The sequence below is a fragment of the Hansschlegelia plantiphila genome (assembly GCF_027922265.1).
Classification (GTDB): Bacteria; Pseudomonadota; Alphaproteobacteria; order Rhizobiales; family Methylopilaceae; genus Methylopila; species Methylopila plantiphila.
In genome coordinates this window covers 399,693-422,434 of sequence record NZ_BSFI01000007.1, presented here as the reverse complement: position 1 = coordinate 422,434, position 22,742 = coordinate 399,693, and the positions used below count along the sequence as shown (strand labels likewise).

General features: G+C 68.3%; 19 protein-coding genes and 1 riboswitch. Of the genes, 11 read left to right on the top strand and 8 right to left on the bottom strand.

Annotated features, from left to right (window positions below):
* The first annotated feature begins 29 nt into the window (after positions 1-29).
* Genes nthB through PKE75_RS08365 form a run of 3 tightly spaced genes read left to right on the top strand, consistent with a single transcriptional unit; the run spans position 30 to position 1,761 of the window.
* Positions 30-716: a nitrile hydratase subunit beta gene (gene nthB, locus PKE75_RS08375; RefSeq protein WP_271168254.1), complete on the top strand. Its 687-nt coding sequence runs from the start codon at positions 30-32 to the stop codon at positions 714-716.
* Positions 713-1,342 carry a nitrile hydratase subunit alpha gene (gene nthA / locus PKE75_RS08370; protein WP_271168253.1) on the top strand — a complete coding sequence of 210 codons (630 nt, stop codon included), beginning with the start codon at positions 713-715 and terminating at the stop codon, positions 1,340-1,342. The genes nthB and nthA overlap by 4 nt, the downstream gene beginning before the upstream one ends.
* Positions 1,343-1,353: 11 nt before the next feature.
* The gene (locus tag PKE75_RS08365) at positions 1,354-1,761 is read left to right on the top strand and encodes a nitrile hydratase accessory protein (RefSeq protein WP_271168252.1); all 408 of its coding nucleotides are present in this window, start codon (positions 1,354-1,356) and stop codon (positions 1,759-1,761) included.
* A 10-nt stretch (positions 1,762-1,771) separates the two neighbouring features.
* Here PKE75_RS08365 and PKE75_RS08360 read toward each other — a convergent pair whose 3' ends face one another.
* The 4 genes from PKE75_RS08360 to PKE75_RS08345 form a co-directional block, all read right to left on the bottom strand.
* Entirely contained in the window at positions 1,772-2,500 is a 729-nt protein-coding gene (locus PKE75_RS08360; protein WP_271168251.1) for a cysteine hydrolase family protein, read from the bottom strand.
* A 59-nt stretch (positions 2,501-2,559) separates the two neighbouring features.
* Positions 2,560-3,498, bottom strand: coding sequence for a LysR family transcriptional regulator (locus PKE75_RS08355; protein WP_271168250.1), 939 nt, complete (start codon positions 3,496-3,498; stop codon positions 2,560-2,562).
* A 229-nt stretch (positions 3,499-3,727) separates the two neighbouring features.
* Entirely contained in the window at positions 3,728-4,645 is a 918-nt protein-coding gene (locus PKE75_RS08350; RefSeq protein WP_271168249.1) for a response regulator transcription factor, read from the bottom strand.
* On the bottom strand, positions 4,638-8,006 hold the full coding sequence (locus PKE75_RS08345) for an ATP-binding protein (RefSeq protein WP_271168248.1): 3,369 nt from the start codon (positions 8,004-8,006) through the stop codon (positions 4,638-4,640). Before PKE75_RS08345 ends, PKE75_RS08350 begins: the two co-directional genes overlap by 8 nt.
* A 284-nt stretch (positions 8,007-8,290) precedes the next feature.
* Here PKE75_RS08345 and urtA point away from each other — a divergent pair, with 284 nt between their 5' ends.
* The 8 genes from urtA to PKE75_RS08305 all read left to right on the top strand — a co-directional run bounded on the left by urtA (position 8,291) and on the right by PKE75_RS08305 (position 15,995).
* On the top strand, positions 8,291-9,550 hold the full coding sequence (urtA, locus tag PKE75_RS08340) for an urea ABC transporter substrate-binding protein (protein WP_271168247.1): 1,260 nt from the start codon (positions 8,291-8,293) through the stop codon (positions 9,548-9,550).
* Between the two features lie 177 nt (positions 9,551-9,727).
* Positions 9,728-10,654, top strand: coding sequence for an urea ABC transporter permease subunit UrtB (gene urtB, locus PKE75_RS08335; RefSeq protein ID WP_271168246.1), 927 nt, complete (start codon positions 9,728-9,730; stop codon positions 10,652-10,654).
* Positions 10,655-10,668: 14 nt separating this feature from the next.
* Positions 10,669-11,808 (top strand): urea ABC transporter permease subunit UrtC, encoded by a 1,140-nt coding sequence (gene urtC, locus PKE75_RS08330; RefSeq protein WP_271168245.1) that lies wholly within the window; start codon positions 10,669-10,671, stop codon positions 11,806-11,808.
* A 10-nt stretch (positions 11,809-11,818) separates the two neighbouring features.
* Positions 11,819-12,577, top strand: a complete 759-nt coding sequence (gene urtD, locus PKE75_RS08325; protein ID WP_271168244.1) for an urea ABC transporter ATP-binding protein UrtD — start codon at positions 11,819-11,821, stop codon at positions 12,575-12,577.
* Between the two features lie 14 nt (positions 12,578-12,591).
* On the top strand, positions 12,592-13,281 hold the full coding sequence (gene urtE, locus PKE75_RS08320) for an urea ABC transporter ATP-binding subunit UrtE (protein WP_271168243.1): 690 nt from the start codon (positions 12,592-12,594) through the stop codon (positions 13,279-13,281).
* A gap of 11 nt (positions 13,282-13,292) precedes the next feature.
* Positions 13,293-14,309: an alpha/beta fold hydrolase gene (locus tag PKE75_RS08315; RefSeq protein ID WP_271168242.1), complete on the top strand. Its 1,017-nt coding sequence runs from the start codon at positions 13,293-13,295 to the stop codon at positions 14,307-14,309.
* 35 nt (positions 14,310-14,344) lie between these two features.
* Positions 14,345-15,574 (top strand): formamidase, encoded by a 1,230-nt coding sequence (fmdA, locus tag PKE75_RS08310; RefSeq protein WP_271168241.1) that lies wholly within the window; start codon positions 14,345-14,347, stop codon positions 15,572-15,574.
* Positions 15,575-15,671: 97 nt separating this feature from the next.
* On the top strand, positions 15,672-15,995 hold the full coding sequence (locus PKE75_RS08305) for an FmdB family zinc ribbon protein (RefSeq protein WP_271168240.1): 324 nt from the start codon (positions 15,672-15,674) through the stop codon (positions 15,993-15,995).
* 55 nt (positions 15,996-16,050) lie between these two features.
* Here the strand turns inward: PKE75_RS08305 and bluB are convergent, their stop codons facing one another.
* The 4 genes from bluB to PKE75_RS08285 all read right to left on the bottom strand — a co-directional run bounded on the left by bluB (position 16,051) and on the right by PKE75_RS08285 (position 22,647).
* Positions 16,051-16,770 carry a 5,6-dimethylbenzimidazole synthase gene (bluB, locus tag PKE75_RS08300; RefSeq protein WP_271168540.1) on the bottom strand — a complete coding sequence of 240 codons (720 nt, stop codon included), beginning with the start codon at positions 16,768-16,770 and terminating at the stop codon, positions 16,051-16,053.
* Positions 16,771-16,858: 88 nt separating this feature from the next.
* A riboswitch (cobalamin riboswitch) is annotated at positions 16,859-17,038 on the bottom strand.
* Positions 17,039-17,088: 50 nt separating this feature from the next.
* Positions 17,089-20,349, bottom strand: coding sequence for an error-prone DNA polymerase (locus PKE75_RS08295; protein ID WP_271168239.1), 3,261 nt, complete (start codon positions 20,347-20,349; stop codon positions 17,089-17,091).
* Positions 20,346-21,866: a Y-family DNA polymerase gene (locus PKE75_RS08290; RefSeq protein ID WP_271168539.1), complete on the bottom strand. Its 1,521-nt coding sequence runs from the start codon at positions 21,864-21,866 to the stop codon at positions 20,346-20,348. The genes PKE75_RS08295 and PKE75_RS08290 overlap by 4 nt, the downstream gene beginning before the upstream one ends.
* A complete protein-coding gene (locus PKE75_RS08285; RefSeq protein ID WP_271168238.1) occupies positions 21,790-22,647 on the bottom strand; it encodes an ImuA family protein in 858 nt (285 codons plus the stop codon). The genes PKE75_RS08290 and PKE75_RS08285 overlap by 77 nt, the downstream gene beginning before the upstream one ends.
* Positions 22,648-22,742: the final 95 nt, after the last annotated feature.

Sequence of the window (22,742 nt, the reverse complement as noted above, 5' to 3'; positions counted from 1 at the left end):
GAGCAGCGGATAGCCTGCACGGAGGCGGCATGAACGGGATCCATGACATGGGCGGCCTGCATGGGTTCGGCCCGGTCGCCGTGGAGCCGAACGAACCGGTGTTCCACGCTCGTTGGGAGGGGCGCGTCTACGCCATCACGCAGGTGATGGACACGACCGGCCTCTACAATCTCGACGAGCACCGGCACGAGATCGAATTGATGGACGCCGCCGCCTACCTGACCGACGGTTACTATGGCCGCTGGCTGTTCGCGATGGAGCGCATCCTGAACCGCAAGGGCGTCGTGCGGCGCGCCGAGGTCGACCAGCGGATCGCGCAGAGCGCCGATGGCGAGGTCGCTCCGGTCGATCCCGCTGATCGCGGCTGGCCGTTGCCTGACGAGCGGCGAATTCCCTGGGGCGCGTGGCGCAAGGACGTCGAGGTTGCGCCGAAGTTCGCAGTCGGAGATCGGGTGCGGGTGCGCAACCACCAGCCCGCCGGACACACCCGGCTGACCCATTACGTCCGCGACAAGGTCGGGACCGTAACGGTGGTGAACGCCCAGGCCTGGGTCTATCCCGACACCCGCGCCCACAATGCGGGCGAGAACCTGCAGCCGGTCTACAATGTCGCGTTCACCAGCGAGGAGGTCTGGGGCGACGCCGCCGAACCCAACACCGTCGTTCGGGTCGACCTCAGCGAAGATTATCTGGACCTGGAGGCCGCAGTCGCATGAGCGGACACGATCACGACGGCCACGACCATGATCCTCACCACGACCACCGCGCCGCGAAGCCCTGGCAGGCGGTGCGCACGGAAGCGCTGGAATCGATCCTGAACGAGCTGGGCGTGCTTTCGTCCTCCCGCGTCGACGAGATCGTCGCCTACTACGAGGACAAGATTGGACAGAAGTCCGGCGCCAGGGTGGTGGCGCGGGCGTGGACAGACCCCGCCTTCAAGGCGCGGCTGCTGGCGGACGGACTGTCCGCCTGCGCGGAGCTCGGACTCGGCGGCCCGGAGACCGAATATCTCCATGTCGTGGAGAACACCCCGACGCTGCACAACATCGTCGTCTGCACCCTCTGCTCCTGCTACCCGTGGACGATTCTGGGGCTGCCGCCGGCTTGGTACAAATCGAGCGCCTACCGCTCCCGCGCGGTCCGCGAGCCGCGCAAAGTGCTGGCGGAAATGGGGCTTTCGCTCGGCGACGACGTCACCATCCAGGTCTGGGACAGCGTTTCGGAGATCCGCTACCTCGTGCTGCCGGAGCGCCCCGCGGGAACGGAGAGCCTGACCGAGGCCGAGCTCGCCGACATCGTCACGCGCGACGCCATGATCGGCGTTGCGCGTGTTCAGGTCTAGGGGAGGCAGCCATGGACGAGGCTCACGCTTTCGATCGCACGCTCGCGCCGCCGACGCAGCAGGCAGCCGCCTTCGGGCAGCCGTGGGAAGCGCAGGCCTTCGCAATGACGCTCGCCCTGTCGGAGCGGGGGGTCTTCACGCTCGAAGAGTTCCAGCAGGCGCTGATCGCGCGCATCGGCGCGTATGAGACGACAGCCAGCCTCGCGGGCGATGAGGATTACTACACCCGCTGGATTGAGGCCCTGCAGGACATGCTCGCGGCGCGCGGGGTGCTGCCCGCGGGGCAGATACCGGACGCCGAGACGGACATCGTCCGTGACGCGGCGTCCCGCAAGGCGCACCAACATCTGTCCGCGCGCGGCGCAGACGGCCGACTGAAGATCGCGCCGCTGATGATTGATCCAGCGACCGCCGCCTGAGACGCGGCCGTCAGCCCGAAACGGCCTCCCACAGCCCGCTTGCGATCGTCGCGCTCGAGGCGACGGCGCCGAAGATGCCGCCTTCCGAGCAGATCGTCTCGATCGACGCGACATGGTTGGCCGTGTCGGTCGCGGCGCAGCAGTCGGAGACGAGCAGCGGCTCGTAGCCCCGATCCACTGCGTCCCGAAGGGTCGAGTGGACGCACACATCGGTCGTGACGCCGCAGATAATGAGATGGCGTACGCCGCGGGCGCCGAGAATCCGGTCAAGGTCGGTCGCGTAAAACGCGCTGAAACCCGGCTTGTCGACGACCGGCTCGCCGTCCGCAGGCGTCAGCGCCGCCACGATGTCCCAGCCCGGCTCGCCCCGCACGAGGAGCCGGCCGAGAGGGCCGCGGGATCCGATCTCGCCTCCCCCGGCCCGCGATCGGAACAGCTTATGGGAGACGAGGTCGCTGAGATCGGAGCGATGGCCTTCACGGGTGTAGACCACCAGCCCGCCCCACGCGCGCACGGCGTCCCGCAACGCCGCGATGCGCGGGATGAGCGCCTGCGCAGGCGCGACGTCGTATCCCATCGTCGAGATGTATCCGCCCGGCTCACAGAAGTCGCGCTGCATATCGATGATGATCAGGGCGGTCGCCGTGGGCGCGAGATCTTGCCCATGCGGCCAGCGATACGGTCGCGCGTCGATGGATGTCGGCGGCGGTGAGCTTCGGCCGTGGAGGCGCAGCGGCATGTCGTGTTCCGGACGGAGGCTTTAAATCATCGAGACGATCCGCCGCCGCCGTCCCTCGTTCAATCTGCGAACGTCAATCGTTTCATCGGCGTCCGCGATGCATCGCCCAGCAGCTCGCGGATGAGGATGGCGGCCAGCGCGCTGAGCTTCGACGCATCCTTGCGGTGGACCAGCATCAGCTTGGAGATCCGCGTGTAACTCTTCTCCAACAGGACGCGCATCTCGCCGTTCTCGATCCAGCGGCGGGCGTAATGATCGGGCAGGAAGCCGATGTGGTGGCCGGCGAGGATCAGCAGGGCCGCCGCCTCCACGCTGTCCACATGCGCGGTGATGCTGTCGCGCTGGTCGCTCAGGAAAAAGAAGTCCTGCAGCCTCAGGAAGCTGCGCACGACCTTCTCGGCCCCGCGAACCTGCGAGAACAGTTCGAGGTCGTCGGTCTCGCCGTAAAGCGCATGGCGCCGGCCGCAGACCAGCACGTCCCGCTCCTGGTAGAGCGTGTGATAGGCGAGCTGCGGCGACGGTTCGGCGAAGATGCCGATCGCGAGATCGATCTTGCCGGACGCGACGCCATGCTCGATCTCGCTCGGCCCCAGCACGTCGATCGCGATGTGCGCGCGGCCGCCGGTGCGGCCGTGGAACCGGTCGAGCGCCGGGATGAGCGGGCAGATCGGGTCCGTCACCAGGTTGTCGATGATCGCGACCCGGACAGCGCCGAGACCCTGTTTGCGCTGCTTCGCGACATTGGTCTCGAAGTTCGAAAGCGCGGCGAGCAGGGTGGTGGCGTCCGCCACGAAGGCCTCGCCCTGCGGCGTCAGTTGGAACCCCCCGCGTCCGCGCCGGCACAGCACGTAGCCAAGGCGCGCCTCCAGCGCCGCCACCTCGGCGCTGATGGTGGACTGCGCGAGGCTAAGCATGTCCTGGGCGGCCGAGAACCCGCCGCATTGGGCGACAGCAAGGAACACCCTGATCTGCCTTATATCGACGTCCGCCGTCCGCACTTCCTGCCTCCACGTATCTGCGTGGCCCGCTTGCTCCGTCGGCTTCGCGGCTAAGGCGGCGTATCTATCATGATCGGTCAACAGCAGAATGCGCCGATGACGCCGGCCTGGCGCCCTTCGGAAGGTAGATCTTCCGGTCGACCGACGGATGAAGAAACGCCTGAAAATGTGATGGTTGCAGAGCCGCCAGGCCGTCTCCCTCCGTCTCCGACACTTTATCCAGCCACTGCTACCCCAGCGATCGCACCGCGGTCGCCGCGGCGGCGGCGCGGTTTTCGACGCCGAGCTTCACGTAGATCTGCTCGAGGTGCTTGTTCACCGTCCGCGGGCTCATGCCGAGGATTTCGGCGATGTCGCGGTTCGCCTTGCCGCGGGCGATCCACAGCAGCACCTCCGCTTCGCGGGTCGTCACGCCGAAGCGGTCCTTCAGGGCGCCGAGCTCGCTCGAGGCGCTGTCGTCGGTGATGCGGAGCAGGGTCTCGTCCCGCTCCATGCGGCCGATGAAGCTCAGCGTGAGCTGCGGTCCGCCGGCGGGGCCGGGCAGCTGCGCCGACTGGTGGTCGCTGCGCCCTTCGGCCCGGGCGGCGAGCCAGAGACGAACCGGGTCCGGCAGGTCGAACCCCTCGGGGTTGAAGTCGGGAAACACCGTCGCGAGCAGGCGGGCGGCCTGCGGGGTGGACCATCGCAGCCGTCCGTTGGAGCCGGCCGCGAGCAGGAACCGGCCGGTCGAATCGAGCGCCGCCCGCGCGCTGCTGGTGAGCCGGGCGTTGGCGAGATGGACCCGGATGCGCGCGATCATCTCGTCGAGCGAGATCGGCTTGGTGACGTAGTCGACGCCGCCGGCCTCCAGCCCCTCCACGATGTGGCCGGTCTCGCGCAGGCCCGTCATGAAGATCACCGGAACATGGGCGAGGCCGGGCTGCGTCTTCAGCCGCCGGCAGGTTTCGAAGCCGTCCATGCCGGGCATGACGGCGTCGAGCAGCACGATGTCCGGCGTGACGCGCTCGACCACGCGCAGGGCCTCCGCGCCGCCGGGGGCGACCAGCACGGTCCAGCCGACCCGCTCCAGCGCCTCCGTCAGCATGCCGAGCGTCTCCGGGCTGTCGTCGACCACGAGCACCACGGTCGGCGGATCGGTCTCACTCATCGACCGTCTCCCGGGCCGCGCGGGCCCCGAGCAGCGCCATGTAGCCCGTGAGGTCGAACGCGCGGATGCGATCGCGCGCGGTCGCGACGAAGGACCCGGCGTCGGCGTCGGACTCCTCGATCTCGGCGAGCTTGGCCTCGATGCCCCGGACATAGCCGATCTCGCCGAGGCGCCTGAGATCCTCGACGTGCCGTTCGCTCGGGCGGACGGAGCCGGCGGGGCTCGGCGCGACGACGTCGGGGGCGTCGTAGGCGTAGGTCAGGTCGAGCAGGTCGCGCACGCGGTCGAGCAGCGCGGTCAGGTCGCAGGGTTTCGACAGCGCCCCGTCGGTGTCCGGCGGGTTGACCGGCTTCGAGGCGCTGTCGCCGATATTGGCGGAAAGCATCACGATCGGCGCCGCGTGACCGGTCTCGCGCAGCCGCCGCGCAACGTCCCAGCCGGACATGCCGGGCATCGAGATGTCGACCAAAAACAGGTCCGGCGCGCATTCGTCGACGATGGTGAGCGCGGCGACGCCGTCGGGCGCGGCGATCACGGTGAAGCCGACCGGCTCCAGCGTCTCGCGCATCAGCTCGCGGTGGTCGCCGTCGTCGTCGACCACCAGGATCAGGCGGCGCGGGCCCTCATAGCTCACCACCCTCGCCTGCGGGATCGGAATCGGACGGGGCGAGGCGACCTGCGACAGCATCAGCCGCACCCTGAACGTGCTGCCGAGGCCGGCGTTGCTGACGACCGTGATGTCGCCGCCCATGATCTCGACCAGCAGCTTGGTGATGGTCAGCCCGAGCCCCATGCCCGGCTGAAGCTGGGCGCGGGTCATCTCGCCGCGCTCGAACGGCTCGAAGATGCGCGCGAGATCGGCCTCGCGGATGCCGATGCCGGTGTCGGCGACCTCAAACTCGGCGATCTGGCTGCGATAGGACACGCGGAAGCTGACGCCGCCTGACTCTGTGAACTTGACCGCGTTGGACAGCAGGTTGATCAGGATCTGACGGAGCCGCTTCTCGTCGCTGCGCACAACCGCCGGCAGGGTCTCGGCGCCCTCGAAGCGGAAGTCGATGCCCTTGGCGTTGGCCTGAAGGCGGAACATGTCCGCGAGCTGGTCCATGAAGTCGTGGGCGCGGATCTCGTCCCGCGTCAGCTGCAACCGGCCGGCCTCGACCTTGGAGATGTCGAGCAGACCGTCGATCAGCCCGGAGAGATGCTCCGCGCTGCGCCGGATCACGCGCACGCCCTTCTGCCCGCGCGGCGGCAGCGTGTCGTCGGCGTCGAGCAGCTGGGCGTAGCCCATGACGGCGTTGAGCGGGGTGCGGAGTTCGTGGGAGATGCCGACGACATAGCGGCTCTTGGCGAGGTTGGCGGCTTCCGCCACCTCCTTGGCCCGCTGCAGGGCCGCGTCGGTGCGCTTGTGAGCGTCGATCTCGCGCACCAGCAGCGCGGTCTGGCGGGAGCTCTCATCCTGAGCGAACTCGCGGCTTTCATGGGCGAGCACGAACAGCCAGGCGGCGATGCCCGCGATCATCATCAGGATCAGGAACACCGCCGACAGGGCGCCCGCGATCACGCCGGCCTCCGCCGGCGCCTCGGCGACGGCCTGGAAGTGGACCAGCGCGAGCACCATCGCCAGCACCGAACCGAGCAGGGTCATGACGCCGAGATAATGGCCGGTGCGGGAGTTGAGACCGCCCACCGCCCAGTCGGGCAGCACTGAGGTCAGCGCGTCGACCAGCTGCCGCTGGAACCGCGCATGCGGCTTGCAGCCGTCGCGGCAGCGGGCGTCCACCGAGCAGCAGAGCGAACAGATCGGCCCGCTGTAGACTGGACAGTGCGCCATGTCCTCGGGTTCGAAACCGTTCTCGCAGATCACGCAGCGGATCGACGGTCTCAGCCGCCAGTCGGCCCGGGGCTTTCGCGCGAGGTAGAACCGTCCCTTGGTCAGCGCCGCGATGGCCGGCGCGGTGACGAAGGCGACGGCGAGCGCGACGAAGGGCGCCAACCCCTGGGGCGTCGGCCCGAACGCCCCGGCATAGGCCAGCATTGCGACCAGCGTGGCGAGCAGCATGGCGCCGACGCCCACGGGATTGATGTCCCAGAGATGCGCGCGCTTGAACTCGACGCCGCGCGGCGACAGCCCGAGAGGCTTGTTGACCGCGAGATCGGCGACCAGCGCGCCGACCCAGGCCACGGCCACGATCGAGTAGAGCCCGAGCGTGTGCTCGAGCGTCTTGTAGATCCCGGCCTCCATCAGGATCAGCGCGATCGCGACGTTGAACACCAGCCAGACGATGCGGCCGGGATGGGCGTGGGTCAGGCGCGAGAAGAAGTTCGACCACGCGATTGAGCCCGCATAGGCGTTGGTCACGTTGATCTTCAGCTGCGACAGCACGACGAAGGCGCCGGTCAGGGCGAGCGCCGCCTGCGGCTGCGACGTCACGTAGCCGAAGGCGACGTTGTACATCTGGGTCGGCTCGCTCGCCCGGCCGGCGGCCACGCCATGGCGGAGCGCGAGCACCGCCAGGAACGACCCGATCAGCATCTTGACCGCGCCCGGCACGATCCAGCCGGCTCCCGACGCCAGCAGCGATGACCACCATGCGACCCGGTTCTCGCGGGACCGCACCGGCATGAAGCGCAGGATGTCGACCTGTTCGCCGATCTGGGCGACCAGCGCGAACACCACCGAACTCGCCGCGCCGAAGGCGACGAGGTTGAGGTGGTCCGCCGAGCCGTGCGAGCCCGTAAAGCCGGTCCACTGGGCGAACGCCGCCTGGTCCTGCACGGCGATGAAGCCGAGCGGCACGAGGTGGAGCACGATCCAGACCGGCTGCGTCCAGAGCTGGAACCGGCTGATCCAGGTGATGCCATGGGTGACGATCGGGATCACCACGATCGCGCTCACGACATAGCCGAGGCCGAGCGGAAGACCGAAGCAGAGCTCCAGCGCGAGCGCCATGATCACGGCTTCGATCGCGAAGAAGATGAACGTGAACGAGGCGTAGATCAGCGAGGTGACGGTCGAGCCGATGTAGCCGAAGCCGGCGCCGCGCGTCAGCAGATCGATGTCGACGCCGTCCCGGGCGGCGTAATAGGCGATCGGCAGGCCGGTCAAGAAGATCAGCGCCGAGACGACGAGGACCGCGGCCACGGCGTTTTCGAAGCCATAGCTGAGCGTTATCGCGCCACCGATCGCCTCCAGGGCGAGGAACGAGACCGCCCCGAGCGCGGTGTTGCCGACGCGCACGGACGACCAGCGCCGGGCGCGCTTCGCCGTGAAACGGAGCGCGTAATCCTCGAGCGTTTCGTCTGCGACCCACTGATTGTACCGCCGGCGGACGGGCACGATCCGGAGTCGGTCCGTCATCTCTGTGATAGCCCCCCGCTCGACATCCCCGCCGGCTCGTATTTCCCGGCGGATGTCCGCCGATCGCTGTAAGCCGTCGTCACCTGCGACGCAAAAAGCTTGCCGTCCAGCCGCTTGACCAGGAAAGCGCGGCGTCGCGCGCGGCCGCCCCTGCGCGCGCTTACGCACGATAGGGGCCGGCGATCGCGGTCGAACATACGTCAACCGACGTATGTGCTGCAGTGCAAAATCGACGTCAGCTTCCGTCGCCTCCAACCGAGAGGCGTTTCCAGACGGAGAGTTCGATGGCGGGGAACGACGACGGAACGCATTCCAGGCTGCGTCGGCGGCTGCTGATGGGCATGGCCGCCGTGCCGCTCTCCGGGCTTCTGCCGAGGATCGCGCTCGCCGACGCCCCGGCGACCGCGGCGATCAACACCACCGGCCTCGCCGTGACCGACACGGACGTGACGGTCGGCATCCTGCACTCCGTCACCGGCACCATGGCGATCTCGGAGACCGGCTCGGTGCAGGCCGAGAAGCTCGCGATCAGCCAGATCAACGACGCGGGCGGCGTGCTCGGCCGCAAGATCAATTTCATCCAGGAGGACGGCGCCTCCGACTGGCCGACCTTCGCCGAGAAGGCGAAGAAGCTTCTCGTCAACGACAAGTGCGCCGCGGTCTTCGGCTGCTGGACGTCCGCCTCGCGCAAAGCCGTTCTGCCGGTCTTCGAGCAGTATAACGGCATGCTGTACTATCCAACCTTCTACGAAGGCCTCGAGCAGTCGAAGAACGTCATCTACACCGGCCAGGAGGCGACGCAGCAGATCCTCGCCGGCCTGGACTGGGTGACCAAGGAGAAGGGCGCCAAGACCTTCTACCTGCTCGGCTCCGACTACATCTGGCCGCGCACCTCGAACAAGATCGCGCGCAAGCACATCGAAAACCACATGACGGGCACGAGCGTCGTCGGCGAGGACTACTTCCCGCTCGGCCACACCCAGTTCAACTCGGTCATCAACAAGATCAAGCTGAAGAAGCCCGACGTGATCTACGCGATCATCGTCGGCGGCTCGAACGTCGCGTTCTACAAGCAGCTGAAGGCGGCCGGCATCGACATGTCGAAGCAGACGCTGATGACGATCTCCGTCACCGAGGACGAGATCGACGGCATCGGCGGCGACAACATCGCGGGCGCCTACGCCTGCATGAAGTACTTCCAGTCGCTCGACAACCCGAACAACAAGGAGTTCGTCCCGGCGTTCAAGAAGATGTGGGGCGAGAAGACCGTCATCGGCGACGTCACCCAGGCGGCCTATCTCGGGCCGTGGCTGTGGAAACTCACCGTCGAGAAGGCCGGCTCGTTCGACGTCGACAAGATCGCGGCGGCCTCGCCCGGGATCGAATTCACCAAGGCGCCGGAAGGCTACGTCAAGATCCACGAGAACCACCACCTCTGGTCGAAGACCCGCGTCGGCCTCGCCCAGAAGGACGGTCAGTTCAAGGTGGTCTACGAGAGCCCCGAACTCATCGAGCCGAACCCGTTCCCGAAGGGCTACCAGTGAGTTGACGAGACGGGGCTGCGCCGCCGCCCCGTCTCAAACGCCGCGCCGTCCTCCGGCCTGACCGGAGGACCCATGCCGGGCGTCGAGCTCCACGCCCGGCATGGATGGCCCGGTCAAGCCGGACCATGACGAGCCTCCTCCTGAAGACACGCCGCGAGAGCGGAAGCGGAGACATCCATGTTCGGCGACTACTCCCTCGGCGACCTCGGTTCGATCTTCGCGATGCAGGGCTTCGCGGGGCTGATCCTGTTCTCCGTCTATGTCCTGATGGCGCTAGGCCTCGCGATCATCTTCGGCCAGATGGGCGTCATCAACATGGCCCACGGCGAGTTCATGATCCTCGGGGCCTACATGACCTGGCTCTGCTCGGAGTTCTTCGCCGCCTACCTGCCCTCGCTGTTCGGGATCTACTTCTTCGTCGCGATGGCGCTCGCCTTCGTGGCCTCGGGCAGTCTGGGGATGCTGGTGGAATGGGCGCTGATCAAGCGGCTCTACAAGCGCCCGCTCGACACGCTGCTCGCGACCTGGGGCCTCAGCCTCATCCTGCAGCAGGCCTACCGCTCCATCTTCGGCCCGCGCGAGGTCGGCGTGAACCTGCCGGACTGGATGCTCGGCTCCCTCCAGGTCACGGATTCGATCGAGGTGCCGATCAACGGCTTGCTCGTGATGGCTCTGACCATCCTGATCACCATCGCCGTCTATCTGCTGATCTTCCGCTCGCGCTGGGGCCAGCAGGTGCGCGCCGTCGTGCAGAACCGCGTCATGGCGGGCGCGGTCGGCATCGACACCGAGAAGGTGGACCGTCTGACCTTCGGCCTCGGCTGCGGCATCGCGGGGATCGCGGGCTCCGCCTTCACGATGATCGGCTCGACCGGGCCGACCTCGGGCCAGCTCTACATCGTCGACACCTTCCTCGTCGTGGTGTTCGGCGGCGCGGCCAGCCTGTTCGGCACCATCGCCTCCGCCTTCACGATTTCGCAGACCCAGTCGACGCTCGAGTTCTTCCTCTCCGGCTCGATGGCGAAGGTGATCACGCTGCTTGCGGTGGTCGCGATCCTGATGCTGCGCCCGCAGGGGCTCTTCACCCTCAAAGTCCGGCGCTGAGGAGCTAGACGCCCATGAAGCTCGCCTTCCTCAGCCGCCGCGACGTCCTGTTCCTCGCCGTCCTCGCCTTTCTCCTGCTCGTCGTGTTCCCGTTCGCGCTCGACGGGTTCCGCCTCAACCTCGTCGGCAAGTACCTGACTTACGCCTTCGCGGCGCTCGGCCTGGTGCTGTGCTGGGGCTACGGCGGAATCCTGTCGCTCGGCCAGGGCGTGTTCTTCGCCCTCGGCGGCTACGGCATGGCGATGTACCTCAAGCTCGAGGCGTCGTCGGTCGAGAACACCAAGATCCAGTCCACACCCGGCATCCCGGACTTCATGGACTGGAACCAGATCACCGAGCTTCCGTACTTCTGGCAGCCGTTCCACTCCTTTCCGCTGACGCTGATCCTGATCCTCGTCGTGCCCGCGCTGTTCGCCTTCGTGATCGGCGCGGCGATGTTCAAGCGTCGGGTGTCCGGCGTCTATTTCGCGATCATCACGCAGGCGATCGCGGCGATCATGACGATCCTGATCATCGGGCAGCAGGGTTACACCGGCGGCGTCAACGGCATCACGGACCTGCGCACCCTTCACGGCTGGGACATCCGGACGGACAGCGCGAAGTTCATCCTCTACTTCGTCAACGCGGTCCTTCTGCTCGGCGTCATCCTGATCGCGATGTTCGTGCGGGATTCGAAGCTCGGCCGCATCCTCGTCGCGATGCGCGACAAGGAGGACCGGGTGCGGTTCTCCGGCTATTCGGTCGCGAACTTCCAGATCTTCGTGTTCTGCCTCGCCGGCGTGTTCGCGGCGATCGGCGGGGCGATGTTCACCCTGCAGGTCGGCTTCATGTCGCCCTCGCTCACCGGCATCGTGCCGTCGATCGAGATGGTGATCTACACCGCGGTCGGCGGCCGCTTCTCGCTGTTCGGCGCCGTCTACGGCACGCTCGCGGTGTCGTTCGCCCGCACCAGCCTGTCAGAGAGCTTCCCGCAGCTCTGGCTGCTCGGCCTCGGCGCCCTGTTCATCGCGACGGTGCTGTTCTTCCCCAACGGCCTCGCCGGCATCTGGCGCGACTACGTCCAGCCGACCGTCGATCGCGTGCTGAAACTGCGCGGCAAGCCGTCGGACCCGGCGTGGGAAGCCGGCAAGTCTTCAACCGCTCCGGCCGAGTGAGGACCAGCCCATGCCCCCCATCGGCGCGCAGCCCAAGGACTACCTGCTCTCGGTCGAAGGCCTCACCGTCTCGTTCGACGGCTTCAGGGCGGTCAACGACCTGTCGTTCTACGTCGACGAGAACGAGATCCGCGTGATCATCGGCCCGAACGGCGCCGGCAAGACCACCGTGCTCGACCTGATCTGCGGCAAGACCGCCGCGAGCTCCGGCTCCATCCGCTTCCGCGACAAGGAGCTGACCAAGATGAGCGAGAGCCAGATCGTGCTCGCCGGCGTCGGCCGCAAGTTCCAGACGCCGTCGATCTACGACGACCTGACGATCTTCGAGAACCTCGAGATCTCCTATCCCAAGGGCCGCTCGGTCTGGGGCGCGCTCACCTTCAAGCGCGATCAGGCCGTGAAGGACCGGGTGCAGGAGGTGGCCGAGATCATCTTCCTGAAGGACCGGCTGCACGACAACGCCGCCTTCCTCAGCCACGGGCAGAAGCAGTGGCTGGAGATCGGCATGCTGCTGATCCAGGATCCGGAGCTGCTGATGCTCGACGAGCCGGTCGCCGGCATGAGCGTGAGCGAGCGGATCAAGACCGCGGAGCTGCTCAACACCATCATCAAGAACCGCTCCGTGCTGGTGATCGAGCACGACATGAAGTTCGTCGAGGACATCGCCCACAAGGTCACCGTCCTGCACCAGGGCAAGATCCTGTCCGAGGGCTCGATGGAGAAGGTCAAGAACGACCCGAAGGTCGTCGAAGTCTATCTCGGCCACTGAGGGGAGCGACCACGATGCTCGACGTCGAAAACCTGCGCGTCTCCTACGGACAGAGCGAAGTCCTGCACGGGATGAACTTCACGGTCGCGCCGAACGAGATCGTCGCGATCATGGGTCGCAACGGCATGGGCAAGACCACGCTGATGAAGACCATGATGGGCATCCTGCCGACGACCGCTGGCGCGATCCGGCTCGGCGGCGAGGACATCAACGGGCTGAAGAGCCATCAGCGGGTGAAGAAGGGCGTCGCCTACGTGCCGCAGGGCCGGATGGTGTTCTCGACCATGACGGTGAAGGAGAACATCGAGACCGGGCTCGTGGCGTCCGGCGAGCGCAACGTTCCGTCCGACATCTACGAGCTGTTCCCGGTGCTGCTGGAGATGAAGGGCCGCCGCGCCGGCAACCTCTCCGGCGGGCAGCAGCAGCAGCTCGCCATCGCCCGCGCGCTCGCGACCAAGCCCAAGGTGCTCCTGCTCGACGAGCCGACCGAAGGCATCCAGCCCTCGATCATCCGCGAGATGGCCCGCACGCTCCGCCGCATCCGCGACGACCGCGGCCTGTCCATCGTCGTCTCCGAGCAGGTCCTGAGCTTCGCGCTCGACGTCGCCGACCGGGTGCTGGTCGTGGAGAACGGCGAGATCGTCCACGACGAGAAACGCGACGCCGTCGATGAGGCGAAGGTCGCCAAATACCTGTCGGTGTGACGGAGCAGATGATGGCTGACTACGAAATCTTCGAACTTGGCGACTTCGTCCTTCAATGCGGCAAGACGCTCCGCTCGGCCAAACTGGCCTTCAAGACCTTCGGGACCCTGAACGCCGCGAAAGACAACGCGATCGTCTATCCCACCTGGTATTCGGGACAGCACACCGAGAACGAGTGGCTGATCGGGCCCGGCATGGCGCTCGATCCCGAGAAGTACTTCATCATCATTCCGAACATGTTCGGGAACGGTCTGTCGTCGTCGCCGAGCAACACGCCGGCGCCGTGGAACGGCCCGCGCTTCCCGAACGTGACCGCCTACGACAACGTCAAGGCGCAGCATCGGCTGGTCACCGAGCATTTCGGCATCGAGACCCTCGCGCTCGTCACCGGCTGGTCGATGGGCGCCCTCCAGACCTATCACTGGGGCGCGCTCTATCCGGACATGGTCCCGCGGATCCTGCCGTTTCAGGGATCCGCCAAATGCTCGCGCCACAACTTCGTCTTCCTCGAAGGCGCCAAGGCCGCGCTGCAGGCGGACGCCGCCTACGAGGACGGCTGGTACGAGAGCCCGCCTTATAAGGGCTTGCGCGCCTTCGGCCGCGTCTACGCCGGCTGGGGCCTGTCGCAGACCTTCTACCGTCTCGAGGCGGACGTCACCCACATGGGCTACGCCTCGCTCGAGGACTTCCTCGTCGGGTTCTGGGAAGGCCTGTTCTACGAGCGCGACGCCAACAACCTGCTGACGATGCTGTGGACTTGGCAGAACGGCGACATCAGCGCGAACGAGGTCTTCAAGGGCGACATCAAGGCCGCGCTCGGCGCGATCCGCGCCAAGGCGATCCTGATGCCGGCCTCCACCGACCTCTACTTCCCGCCGGCCGATAACGAGATCGAGGCGGCCGCGATGCCGAACGCCGAGCTGCGCACGATCGACACCTGGTGGGGCCATTTCGCCGGCGGCCCGGGCACCAGCCCCGACGACATCAAGATCCTCGACGACGCGCTCAAGGAATTGCTCGCGAGCTGAACAGCCCGTTTCAAAACTTTCGGAGGGAGAGAAACATGACCGAGACGCTGATCAAGGTGGACCTGTCGCAGTCGGCCTACGACAACGACATGGTGCACAACCGCTGGCACCCCGACATCCCGATGGTCGCGACGGTGAAGCCCGGCGACGACTTCATCATCGAGACCTATGACTGGACCGGCGGGTTCATCAAGAACAACGACGACGCCTCCGACGTCCGCGACATCGACCTCACCATCGTGCACTTCCTGTCCGGCCCGATCGCGGTCGAGGGCGCGGAGCCCGGCGACCTGCTCGTCGTCGACCTGCTCGACATCGGCGCCAAGGCCGAGAGCCAGTGGGGCTTCAACGGCTTCTTCTCCAAGCAGAACGGCGGCGGCTTCCTGACCGAGCATTTCCCTGAGGCCCAGAAGTCGATCTGGGACTTCGAGGGCATGTTCACGAAGTCGCGGCACATTCCGGGCGTCCGCTTCCCCGGTCTGATCCATCCCGGCCTGATCGGCTGCCTGCCGGACCCGAAGCTGCTGAAGACCTGGAACGACCGCGAAATCCCGTTCGTCGACAGCGAGCCGAACCGCATCCCCGCGCTCGGCACCAAGCCGTTCGGGCCGACCGCCCATATGGGCCGGCTGACCGGAGAGGCGAAGGACAAGGCGGCCGCGGAAGCGGTGCGCACCGTTCCGCCCCGCGAGCATGGCGGCAATTGCGACATCAAGGATCTGTCGCGCGGCTCGAAGATCTACTTCCCCGTCTATGTGCCGGGCGCGGGCCTCTCGATGGGCGACCTGCACTTCAGCCAGGGCGACGGCGAGATCACCTTCTGCGGCGCGATCGAGATGGCCGGCTGGGTGCACATCAAGGTCGACCTGATCAAGGACGGCATGTCGAAATACGGCGTGAAGAACCCGATCTTCAAGCCGTCGGTGATCACGCCGAAGTATGACGACTACCTGATCTTCGAGGGCATCTCGGTCGACGAGCAGGGTGGCCAGCACTATCTCGACGTCGGCGTCGCCTACCGGCAGGCCTGCCTCAACGCGATCGAATACCTGAAGAAGTTCGGCTATTCCGGCGCGCAGGCCTATTCGATCCTCGGCACCGCGCCCGTGCAGGGCCACATCTCCGGCGTCGTCGACATCCCGAACGCCTGCGCGACGCTCTGGATTCCGACCAAGATCTTCGAGTTCGACATCAACCCGGGCGCGGCCGGTCCGACCAAGTTCCTCGACGGCTCCATCCAGATGCCGCTCGCGCCGGACCTCTGACGAAGCTTACTTGCCGTCATCCCGGACGATGGCGCCGCCGCCGTCCGGGATGACGCGTCACGATCCGACCCGACCGCAGCTGTCGCGGAGACCAGAGATGCCCGTCTACGACTACGCCTGCGCCGACTGCGGCGTCTTCACCGCGCTTCGGCCGATGGCCGCCTATCAGGACCCGCTCGCCTGTCCCGACTGCGGGACGGACGCGCCGCGCGTGATGCTGACGGCGCCGGCGATCGCCGGCATGGACCAGACCCGGCGGCGCGCCGCGGCGACGAACGAGCGCTCATCGAACGAGCCCCGGAAGGCTTCGCACGCGCCCGGCTGCGGTTGCTGCTCCGGCCGCGGCCTGAAAATCCCGGCGTCCGCCGCCAGCGCGGCGAAGAGCTTCCCGAAGGCCAGACCCTGGATGATCAGCCACTGAGGCCTGGCGCCTGCGGAACTGGGGACGCGTGACGGCCGCGCAGCGCGTCGCATGGTCAGTCGACGGCGTCCCGCCTCCCCCATCGCCCCTCGAAGACGAGGTCGTCCAGCGACAGCCGCCTCGCCCAGTTCTTCGCCTCGAGCTCCGGGAGCGGATAGAGGCGGTCGACATAGCCGACGCAGAGATAGGCGACCACGACGACCTCGGACGGCAGGCCCAGCAGCGGCCTCAGGTCGTCGGGATCGAAGATGCTGACCCAGCCGACGCCGACCCCCTCGGCCCGTGCGGCGAGCCACAGGTTCTGCACCGCGCACACTGCGCTGTAGAGGTCGGTGTCGCGCTGATGCGTCCGGCCGAGCACCACCGGCCCGCCGCGCGACCGGTCGCAGGTGACGCAGATGTTGAGCGGCGCCTTGCGGATGCCTTCGAGCTTAAGCGAGCGGTAAAGCGCCGCGCGGTCGCCCTCGAACAGGGCTTCGGCCTCGGCGTTGCTTCGCGTGAAGAGATCGTGCGCCGCAGCCTTTTGCCGGGGATCGCGGATCAGGATGAAGTTCCACGGCTGCATCAGCCCGACGGACGGCGCGCAATGCGCCGCCTGCAGGATGCGGAGCAGCACGTCGTCGGGAACGGGTTCGGGCAGGAATTCGTCGCGCACGTCGCGCCGGGTCTCGATCGCGCGATAGACCGCGGCGCGTTCGGCGCGCGAGAACGGCTGCGCCGGCGACAGCCCCGAGGGCTCGGACGCTCCCTCCCCCTCCCGGGGCGTTGAACGCATTGCGTCGACGGGCGCGCCCGAGGACGGATTGGCGAACGACATCGCTTCGCTCCTCGCGAATGCAACGCCGGTCCCGCCGTCCGCGCGGTCATGGCTGTTGTGTTCGGCCGGTCTTCTGGCTCGGGTTCGTCCCGCCCGGCGCCTTCCCAGCCGAAGCCAGTGGCGTATCGCCGGGCAGTCCCCCTTACAGCGTCGGGCACGCCGCGGAGTTTCACCGCGTTTCCGATTCTCCCGCCCGAGGGCAGGCACCGAACGCCAAAGCCTTAAGCCCGCCCGCGGAAGGGAAGCAACCCCGACGGCCGTAGGGGGTTCGGGCGATCAGTGGAAGTCCCGCGACTTCGGCAGGATGCGCACCTCGCGCGGGTGGATGCGTGGGCGCTGGGAGCGGTCGGGCGGCGGGTTGATCACCTCGTCTGCCCGGGAGAGCGGCGGGGACAGCTTGCGTTCCGAAAGGCGCGACAGCTCGGAGGTCCGGTCGACAAGCCGTTCGGCGACCAGATGCACCACTCCCTCCGGGCTGCGCTGGACGCGACCCTCGATCGCGATCAGCCGCGCGCCCATCACCTCCTTGCGGAAGCGCAGCAGCACCGCCGGCCAGACCACGGCGTTGGCGACGCCGGTCTCGTCGGCGATCGTCATGAACACGACGCCCTTGGCGCTGCCGGGCTTCTGCCGCACCAGGACGACCCCGGCCGTGGTGAGCCGCCGTCCGTCGCGCGCCGACCTGGTCTCGGCGCAGGTCGCCGCGCCCTCGGCCCTGAACAGCGTGCGGAGGAACTGCATGGGGTGGCCCTTCAGCGACAGCCGCGTGGTCTGGTAGTCGGCGACGACGTGCTCCGACAGCGCCATCTCCGGCAGCGCGACTGCGGCTTCCTCCTCGCCCTGATCGGCGGCGTCGGCAGCCTGGAACAGCGGCAGCGCCACGTCGTCGGCCAGCCGCCGCACCTCCCAGAGCGCGGCGCGCCGGTCGAGCCCCATCGAGCGGAAGGCGTCGGCGTCGGCGAGCCTGACCAGCGCCGCCTTCGGCAGGCGCGTGCGGCGCCGCAGCTCCTCGATCGAGCCGAACCAGCCTTCGCGCGTCTTGACCAGCATCTCCGCCCACTCCTCGCGGAAACCGTCGATCTGGCGGAAACCCAGCCTCAGCCGCAGCGCATCGTCCGGGCGCGGCTCGAGGGCGTTGTCCCAGACGCTGACCGCGACGTCCGCCCCGCGGACCTCGACGCCGTGCTCGCGCGCGTCGCGGACGATCTCGGCGGGGGCGTAGAACCCCATCGGCTGGGCGTTCAGCAGCGCGCAGGCGAAGGCCGCCGGATAACGGCGTTTCAGCCATGACGAGACATAGACGAGCTGCGCGAAGCTCGCCGCGTGGCTCTCGGGGAAGCCATAGGAGCCAAACCCCTCGATCTGCTTGAAGCAGCGCTCGGCGAAGTCCGGCTCATAGCCGCGCGCGACCATGTTCCCGACCATCCGGTCACGGAACGCGCCGATCGTTCCGATGTTGCGGAAGGTCGCCATCGAGCGCCTGAGGCCGTTCGCCTCCTCGCCCGTGAACCTGGCGGCGACCATGGCGATCCGCATCGCCTGCTCCTGGAACAGCGGCACGCCGAGGGTCTTCTGCAGCACGTTCTTGAGTTCGTCACGGTCGTGCCCGGGTCCGGGACCGGGATAGACGATCGTGTCCGGGTCGCATGCCCGCGCCTTGAGATAGGGGTGCACCATGTCGCCCTGGATCGGGCCGGGCCGCACGATCGCGACCTCGATGACGAGGTCGTAGAACGTCCGGGGCTTCAGCCGCGGCAGCATGTTCATCTGCGCCCGGCTTTCGACCTGGAACACGCCGAGCGAGTCGCCGCGCGACAGCATGGCGTAGACGTCCTCCTGCTCCCGCGGCACGGAGGCGAGGTCGAAATCTCCGCGCCCATGAAGGCGCAGAAGATCGAAGGCCTTGCGGATGCAGGTCAGCATGCCGAGCGCGAGCACGTCGACCTTCATCATCTTCAGCGCGTCGATGTCGTCCTTGTCCCATTCGATGAAGGTGCGGTCGTCCATCGCGGCGGGTCCGACCGGCACATATTCGTCGAGCCGCTCCTGCGTCAGCACGAAGCCGCCGACATGCTGGGAGAGATGGCGCGGGAACCCGACGAGCTCCGAGGCGAGCTCGACCGTCCGGCCGAGATAGGGGTTCGCTGGGTCGAGGCCGGCCTGGCGCACCTGGGCCTCGCTCAGCCCGTCGCCCCAGCTGCCCCACACCGTGTTGGCGAGCGCCGAGGTCACGTCCTCGGTGAGCCCGAAGACCTTGCCGACCTCGCGGATGGCGCTGCGCGGCTTGTAGTGGATCACGGTCGCGGCGAGCGCCGCGCGCTCCCGGCCATAGCGTCGGTAGATGTACTGGATGACCTCTTCGCGCCGCTCGTGCTCGAAATCGACGTCGATGTCGGGCGGCTCCAGCCGCTCCGGCGAGATGAAGCGCTCGAACAGCAGGTCCATCTCGGCCGGATCGACCGCCGTGACGCCGAGCACGTAGCAGACCGCGGAGTTCGCCGCCGAGCCGCGGCCCTGGCACAGGATCGGAGGGTCCTGACTCCGCGCGAAGGCCACGATGTCGTGGACGGTCAGGAAATAATGCGCGTAGTCGAGGCGCTTGATGAGCGCGAGCTCCTTGGCGACCGTATCCACCACCTTGCGCGGCGCCCCTTCAGGATAGCGGCGCTGGAGGCCCTCCCGGACCAGGTCGTTCAGATGGCCATGGGGAGTCTTGCCGGGCGGCACCGGCTCATCGGGATAGGCGTATCTGAGATCCTCCAGGCTGAACACGATCCTCTCCGCAAAGCGCAGCGTCTCCGCGATCGCCCCGGGCGCGTCGCGGAACAGCCGCGCCATCTCGGCGCCGGCCTTCAGATGTCGTTCGGCGTTCGCCTCCAGCAGGCGGCCGGCCTGTTCGAGCGTCACGCCCTCGCGGATGCAGGTGACGACGTCCTGCAGCGGCCTGCGGTGGGGCGTGTGGTAGAGCGGCTCGTTGGTCGCAATGAGCGGCGCGCCGCAGCGGGCGGCGAGGCGCTTCAGCCGGGCGAGCCGCCGGGCGTCGTCGCCGCGGCGCGGCATGGTCGCGCCGAGCCAGACGTCGCCGGGCCTGACGTCGACCAGCGCCTTCAGCGCGGCCTCAGTCGCCGCGTCGATCCTAGCCCGCGGCATGACGATCGCGAGCAGGCCGTCGCCCCATTCCATGAGGTCGGCGAAGCCGAGATCGCAGCCGCCTTTCTCGGTCCGCGCCTTGCCGATGGTGAGCAGCCGGCAGAGCCGCCCCCACGCCTCCCGGTCGCGCGGATGGACCACGACATCAGGCGTCCCGTCCGTGAAGACCAGCCGCGCGCCGACGACGAGCTTCGGGACGGGCTGCGGCAGCTCCTTGTTCTGCAAAGTGGAATAGGCGCGCACCACGCCCGCCACGGTGTTGCGGTCGGCGATCCCGATCGCCTGCATGCCGTGGAAGGCGGCCGCGGCGACATACTCCTCCGGCCGCGAGCCCGCGCGCAGGAAGGAGAAGGCTGTCGTCGCGGCGAGCTCGACGAAGCCGTTCATGCGAACAGGCCGTGCAGGAACCAGCGCGGGCGCTCCACTTCGCGCACATAGAGCCCGTCGCGGTAGAGCCAGAAGCGGGCGCCTTCGGCGTCCTCGACACGGAAATAGTCCCGCGTCAGCGCCGCCGCGTCCTGCCGCCACCATTCGAGCGCGATGCGTTCCGGCCCTTCCGCGCGCGCGACCGCATGGGTCACGCGCCGCCAGACGAAACGGACCGGAGGGCCGTCCGGAACCTCGGCGATGACGTCTATCGCCTCGGGGGCCGCAAACATCCTGAGCGGGCGGCGCGGCGGTTCGCTCTCGAACGGCTGGGGCCACGACGTCGCGGAAGCGGCCTGGGCGGGTGCGGCCCGCGCCTCGGCTTCCGGCCGATGCGCGTCGTGCGGCGCGTAACGCAGGATCCGCCGCCGGCCGTGGCGGGCGGCGAGACGGTCGATCAAGGCGACGACGGCCTGGTCCGCGTCGCCCGCCGCGTCCAGGCTGCGCGCCTCGGGAGCGAGGGTCTCGACGGCGAGCGCCGACAGCCGCACGAGATCGAACCCGAAGCCCGGATCGAGCGGGTCGGCGAGCGCGTCCAGCTTTTCGCGCAGCAGCCGGAGCACAAGGTCCGGGTCGCGCGTCGCGCGTCCGAAAGCGACCGCGATGCGCGCGACCCGGCCGTCGGTGCGGAAGAACGTGGCCTCCGCCGCCTTGAGGCCTTCGCCGGCCGCCTCCAGCCTCCGGCCGAGCGCGTCCGCGAGCGCCCTGAGCGCCGCAAGCGCCGCGTCGAGGGCGAGCACCGGCTCGGCGAAGCGGCGCTCGACCAGACGCGACGGCGCCGGCCGCCGCGGCGAGATCGGCGCGTCGGTGCGGCCGAGCGTGCGGTCGAGGGCGTCGACGAGGGCGGCCCCGAACCGCGCCGCAAGCTCTCCCCGCCCCCGGCGCGCGACGGCGCCGACGCTCGTCAATCCGGCGCGCAGCAGGCCGATGCGGACGTCCTCGGACGGATCGAGCGCGTCGATGGGCAGGCCGCCCAGAACAGCGGCCTCGTCCTCCTCCGTCCTGTCTCCGGCCGTGAAGCGGGCGAGCGCGCGGGCGACGCCCGGCGTATCCGCCACCGCGGCGCGCACCCCGAAGCCACGTGCGGACAAGGCCGCGACCACGTCGGCGCGCAGCGCCTCTTCGCCCCCGAAGAAATGCGCGCAGCCGGAGACGTCGAGCAGCAGACCCGAGGGCGGATCGAGCGCGACCAGCGGCGTGTAGCGCTCGCACCAGTCGGCGATCCCCTCCAGCAGAAGCGCGTCGGCGCCGGGGTCTGCGGGAACGGCGCGGACGTCCAGACAGACGGCGCGCGCCTCCGCGAGCGGCATGCAGGGCCGACAGCCGGCCTGCGCCGCCCGCAGGTCGAGCGTCGCGATCCGAAGCGCGTTCGCGACCCGGTCGACGACGACGAGCGGACGATCATCCTGCTCGCCGGAGCGGGAGGCGGCGGCCGCCTCCCGCCGCCTGATCCGGTCGATCGAAAGGCTGGGCAGCACGATCGCGAGAATCCGCCGCCCGCTCGTCTTCGGGAGCGGCGAGGAAACGCCCGCGATCGAGGAGGCTGAAGCTGCGCTCATCGCCGCTCCATCCGAGCGTCCAGCGCCCGAGGTCGCCACGGCGATTGCGCACGAGCTCCGCCGCGAAACGAGGCCGCCCCCAGTCCTCGCCGGCGCCCGAGGCGACCGGCTTCACGCGCCAGCGCGTCTCGGCCGCCGAAAACCCCACGGGAACCGCGAGCGAGGGGGCGCCCGCACGCACGATCAGCCCGGTCACGCCGGACTGTCCCGCAGCGAGCGAGAGGCGCCGCACCGCCACCCGGTCGAACGCGGCCAGGCGCCCGAACGGCTCGATCAGCGCGACCGAAAGCCCCCGACAGGCGAGCGCCGCCTCCGACGCCTTCAGCACCGCCCCCTCGTCTGCGGCGCGCACCATGACGAGCCTCGCCGGATCGAGCCCGAGCTCCGCGAGGCCGACCGGCCACGGCTCGCCGTTCTCGCGTCCCGCCATGTCCTGCCTGATCCAAAGCACCGCCCTCCCCTTCAGCGCCGCTCGCGCCGCCAGCGCGACCGCAAATCCCGTCGCCGCCGCGGAGCCTGCGGCGGAAGCTCCCGACACGGCGTGCAAAGCGCCGCGGCGCAGCCCGCCGCCGAGCGCGGCGTCGATGTCCGGAACCCCGAACGCGATCCGCGCGGTTTCGCCGAGCCCGTCCTCGACATGGCCCTCGATGCGGGCGACAGCCGTCCGCAGCGCGGCCAGCGTCTCCGCCGCTGCGCTCATGAAGCTTCAAAACTCGCCATAAGTTCCTGTTTTGTTCTTATAGAAATCCGGCTGATCCGAGTCAATCCGCCGCATCTCCGGAGTGAGGAGGTCTG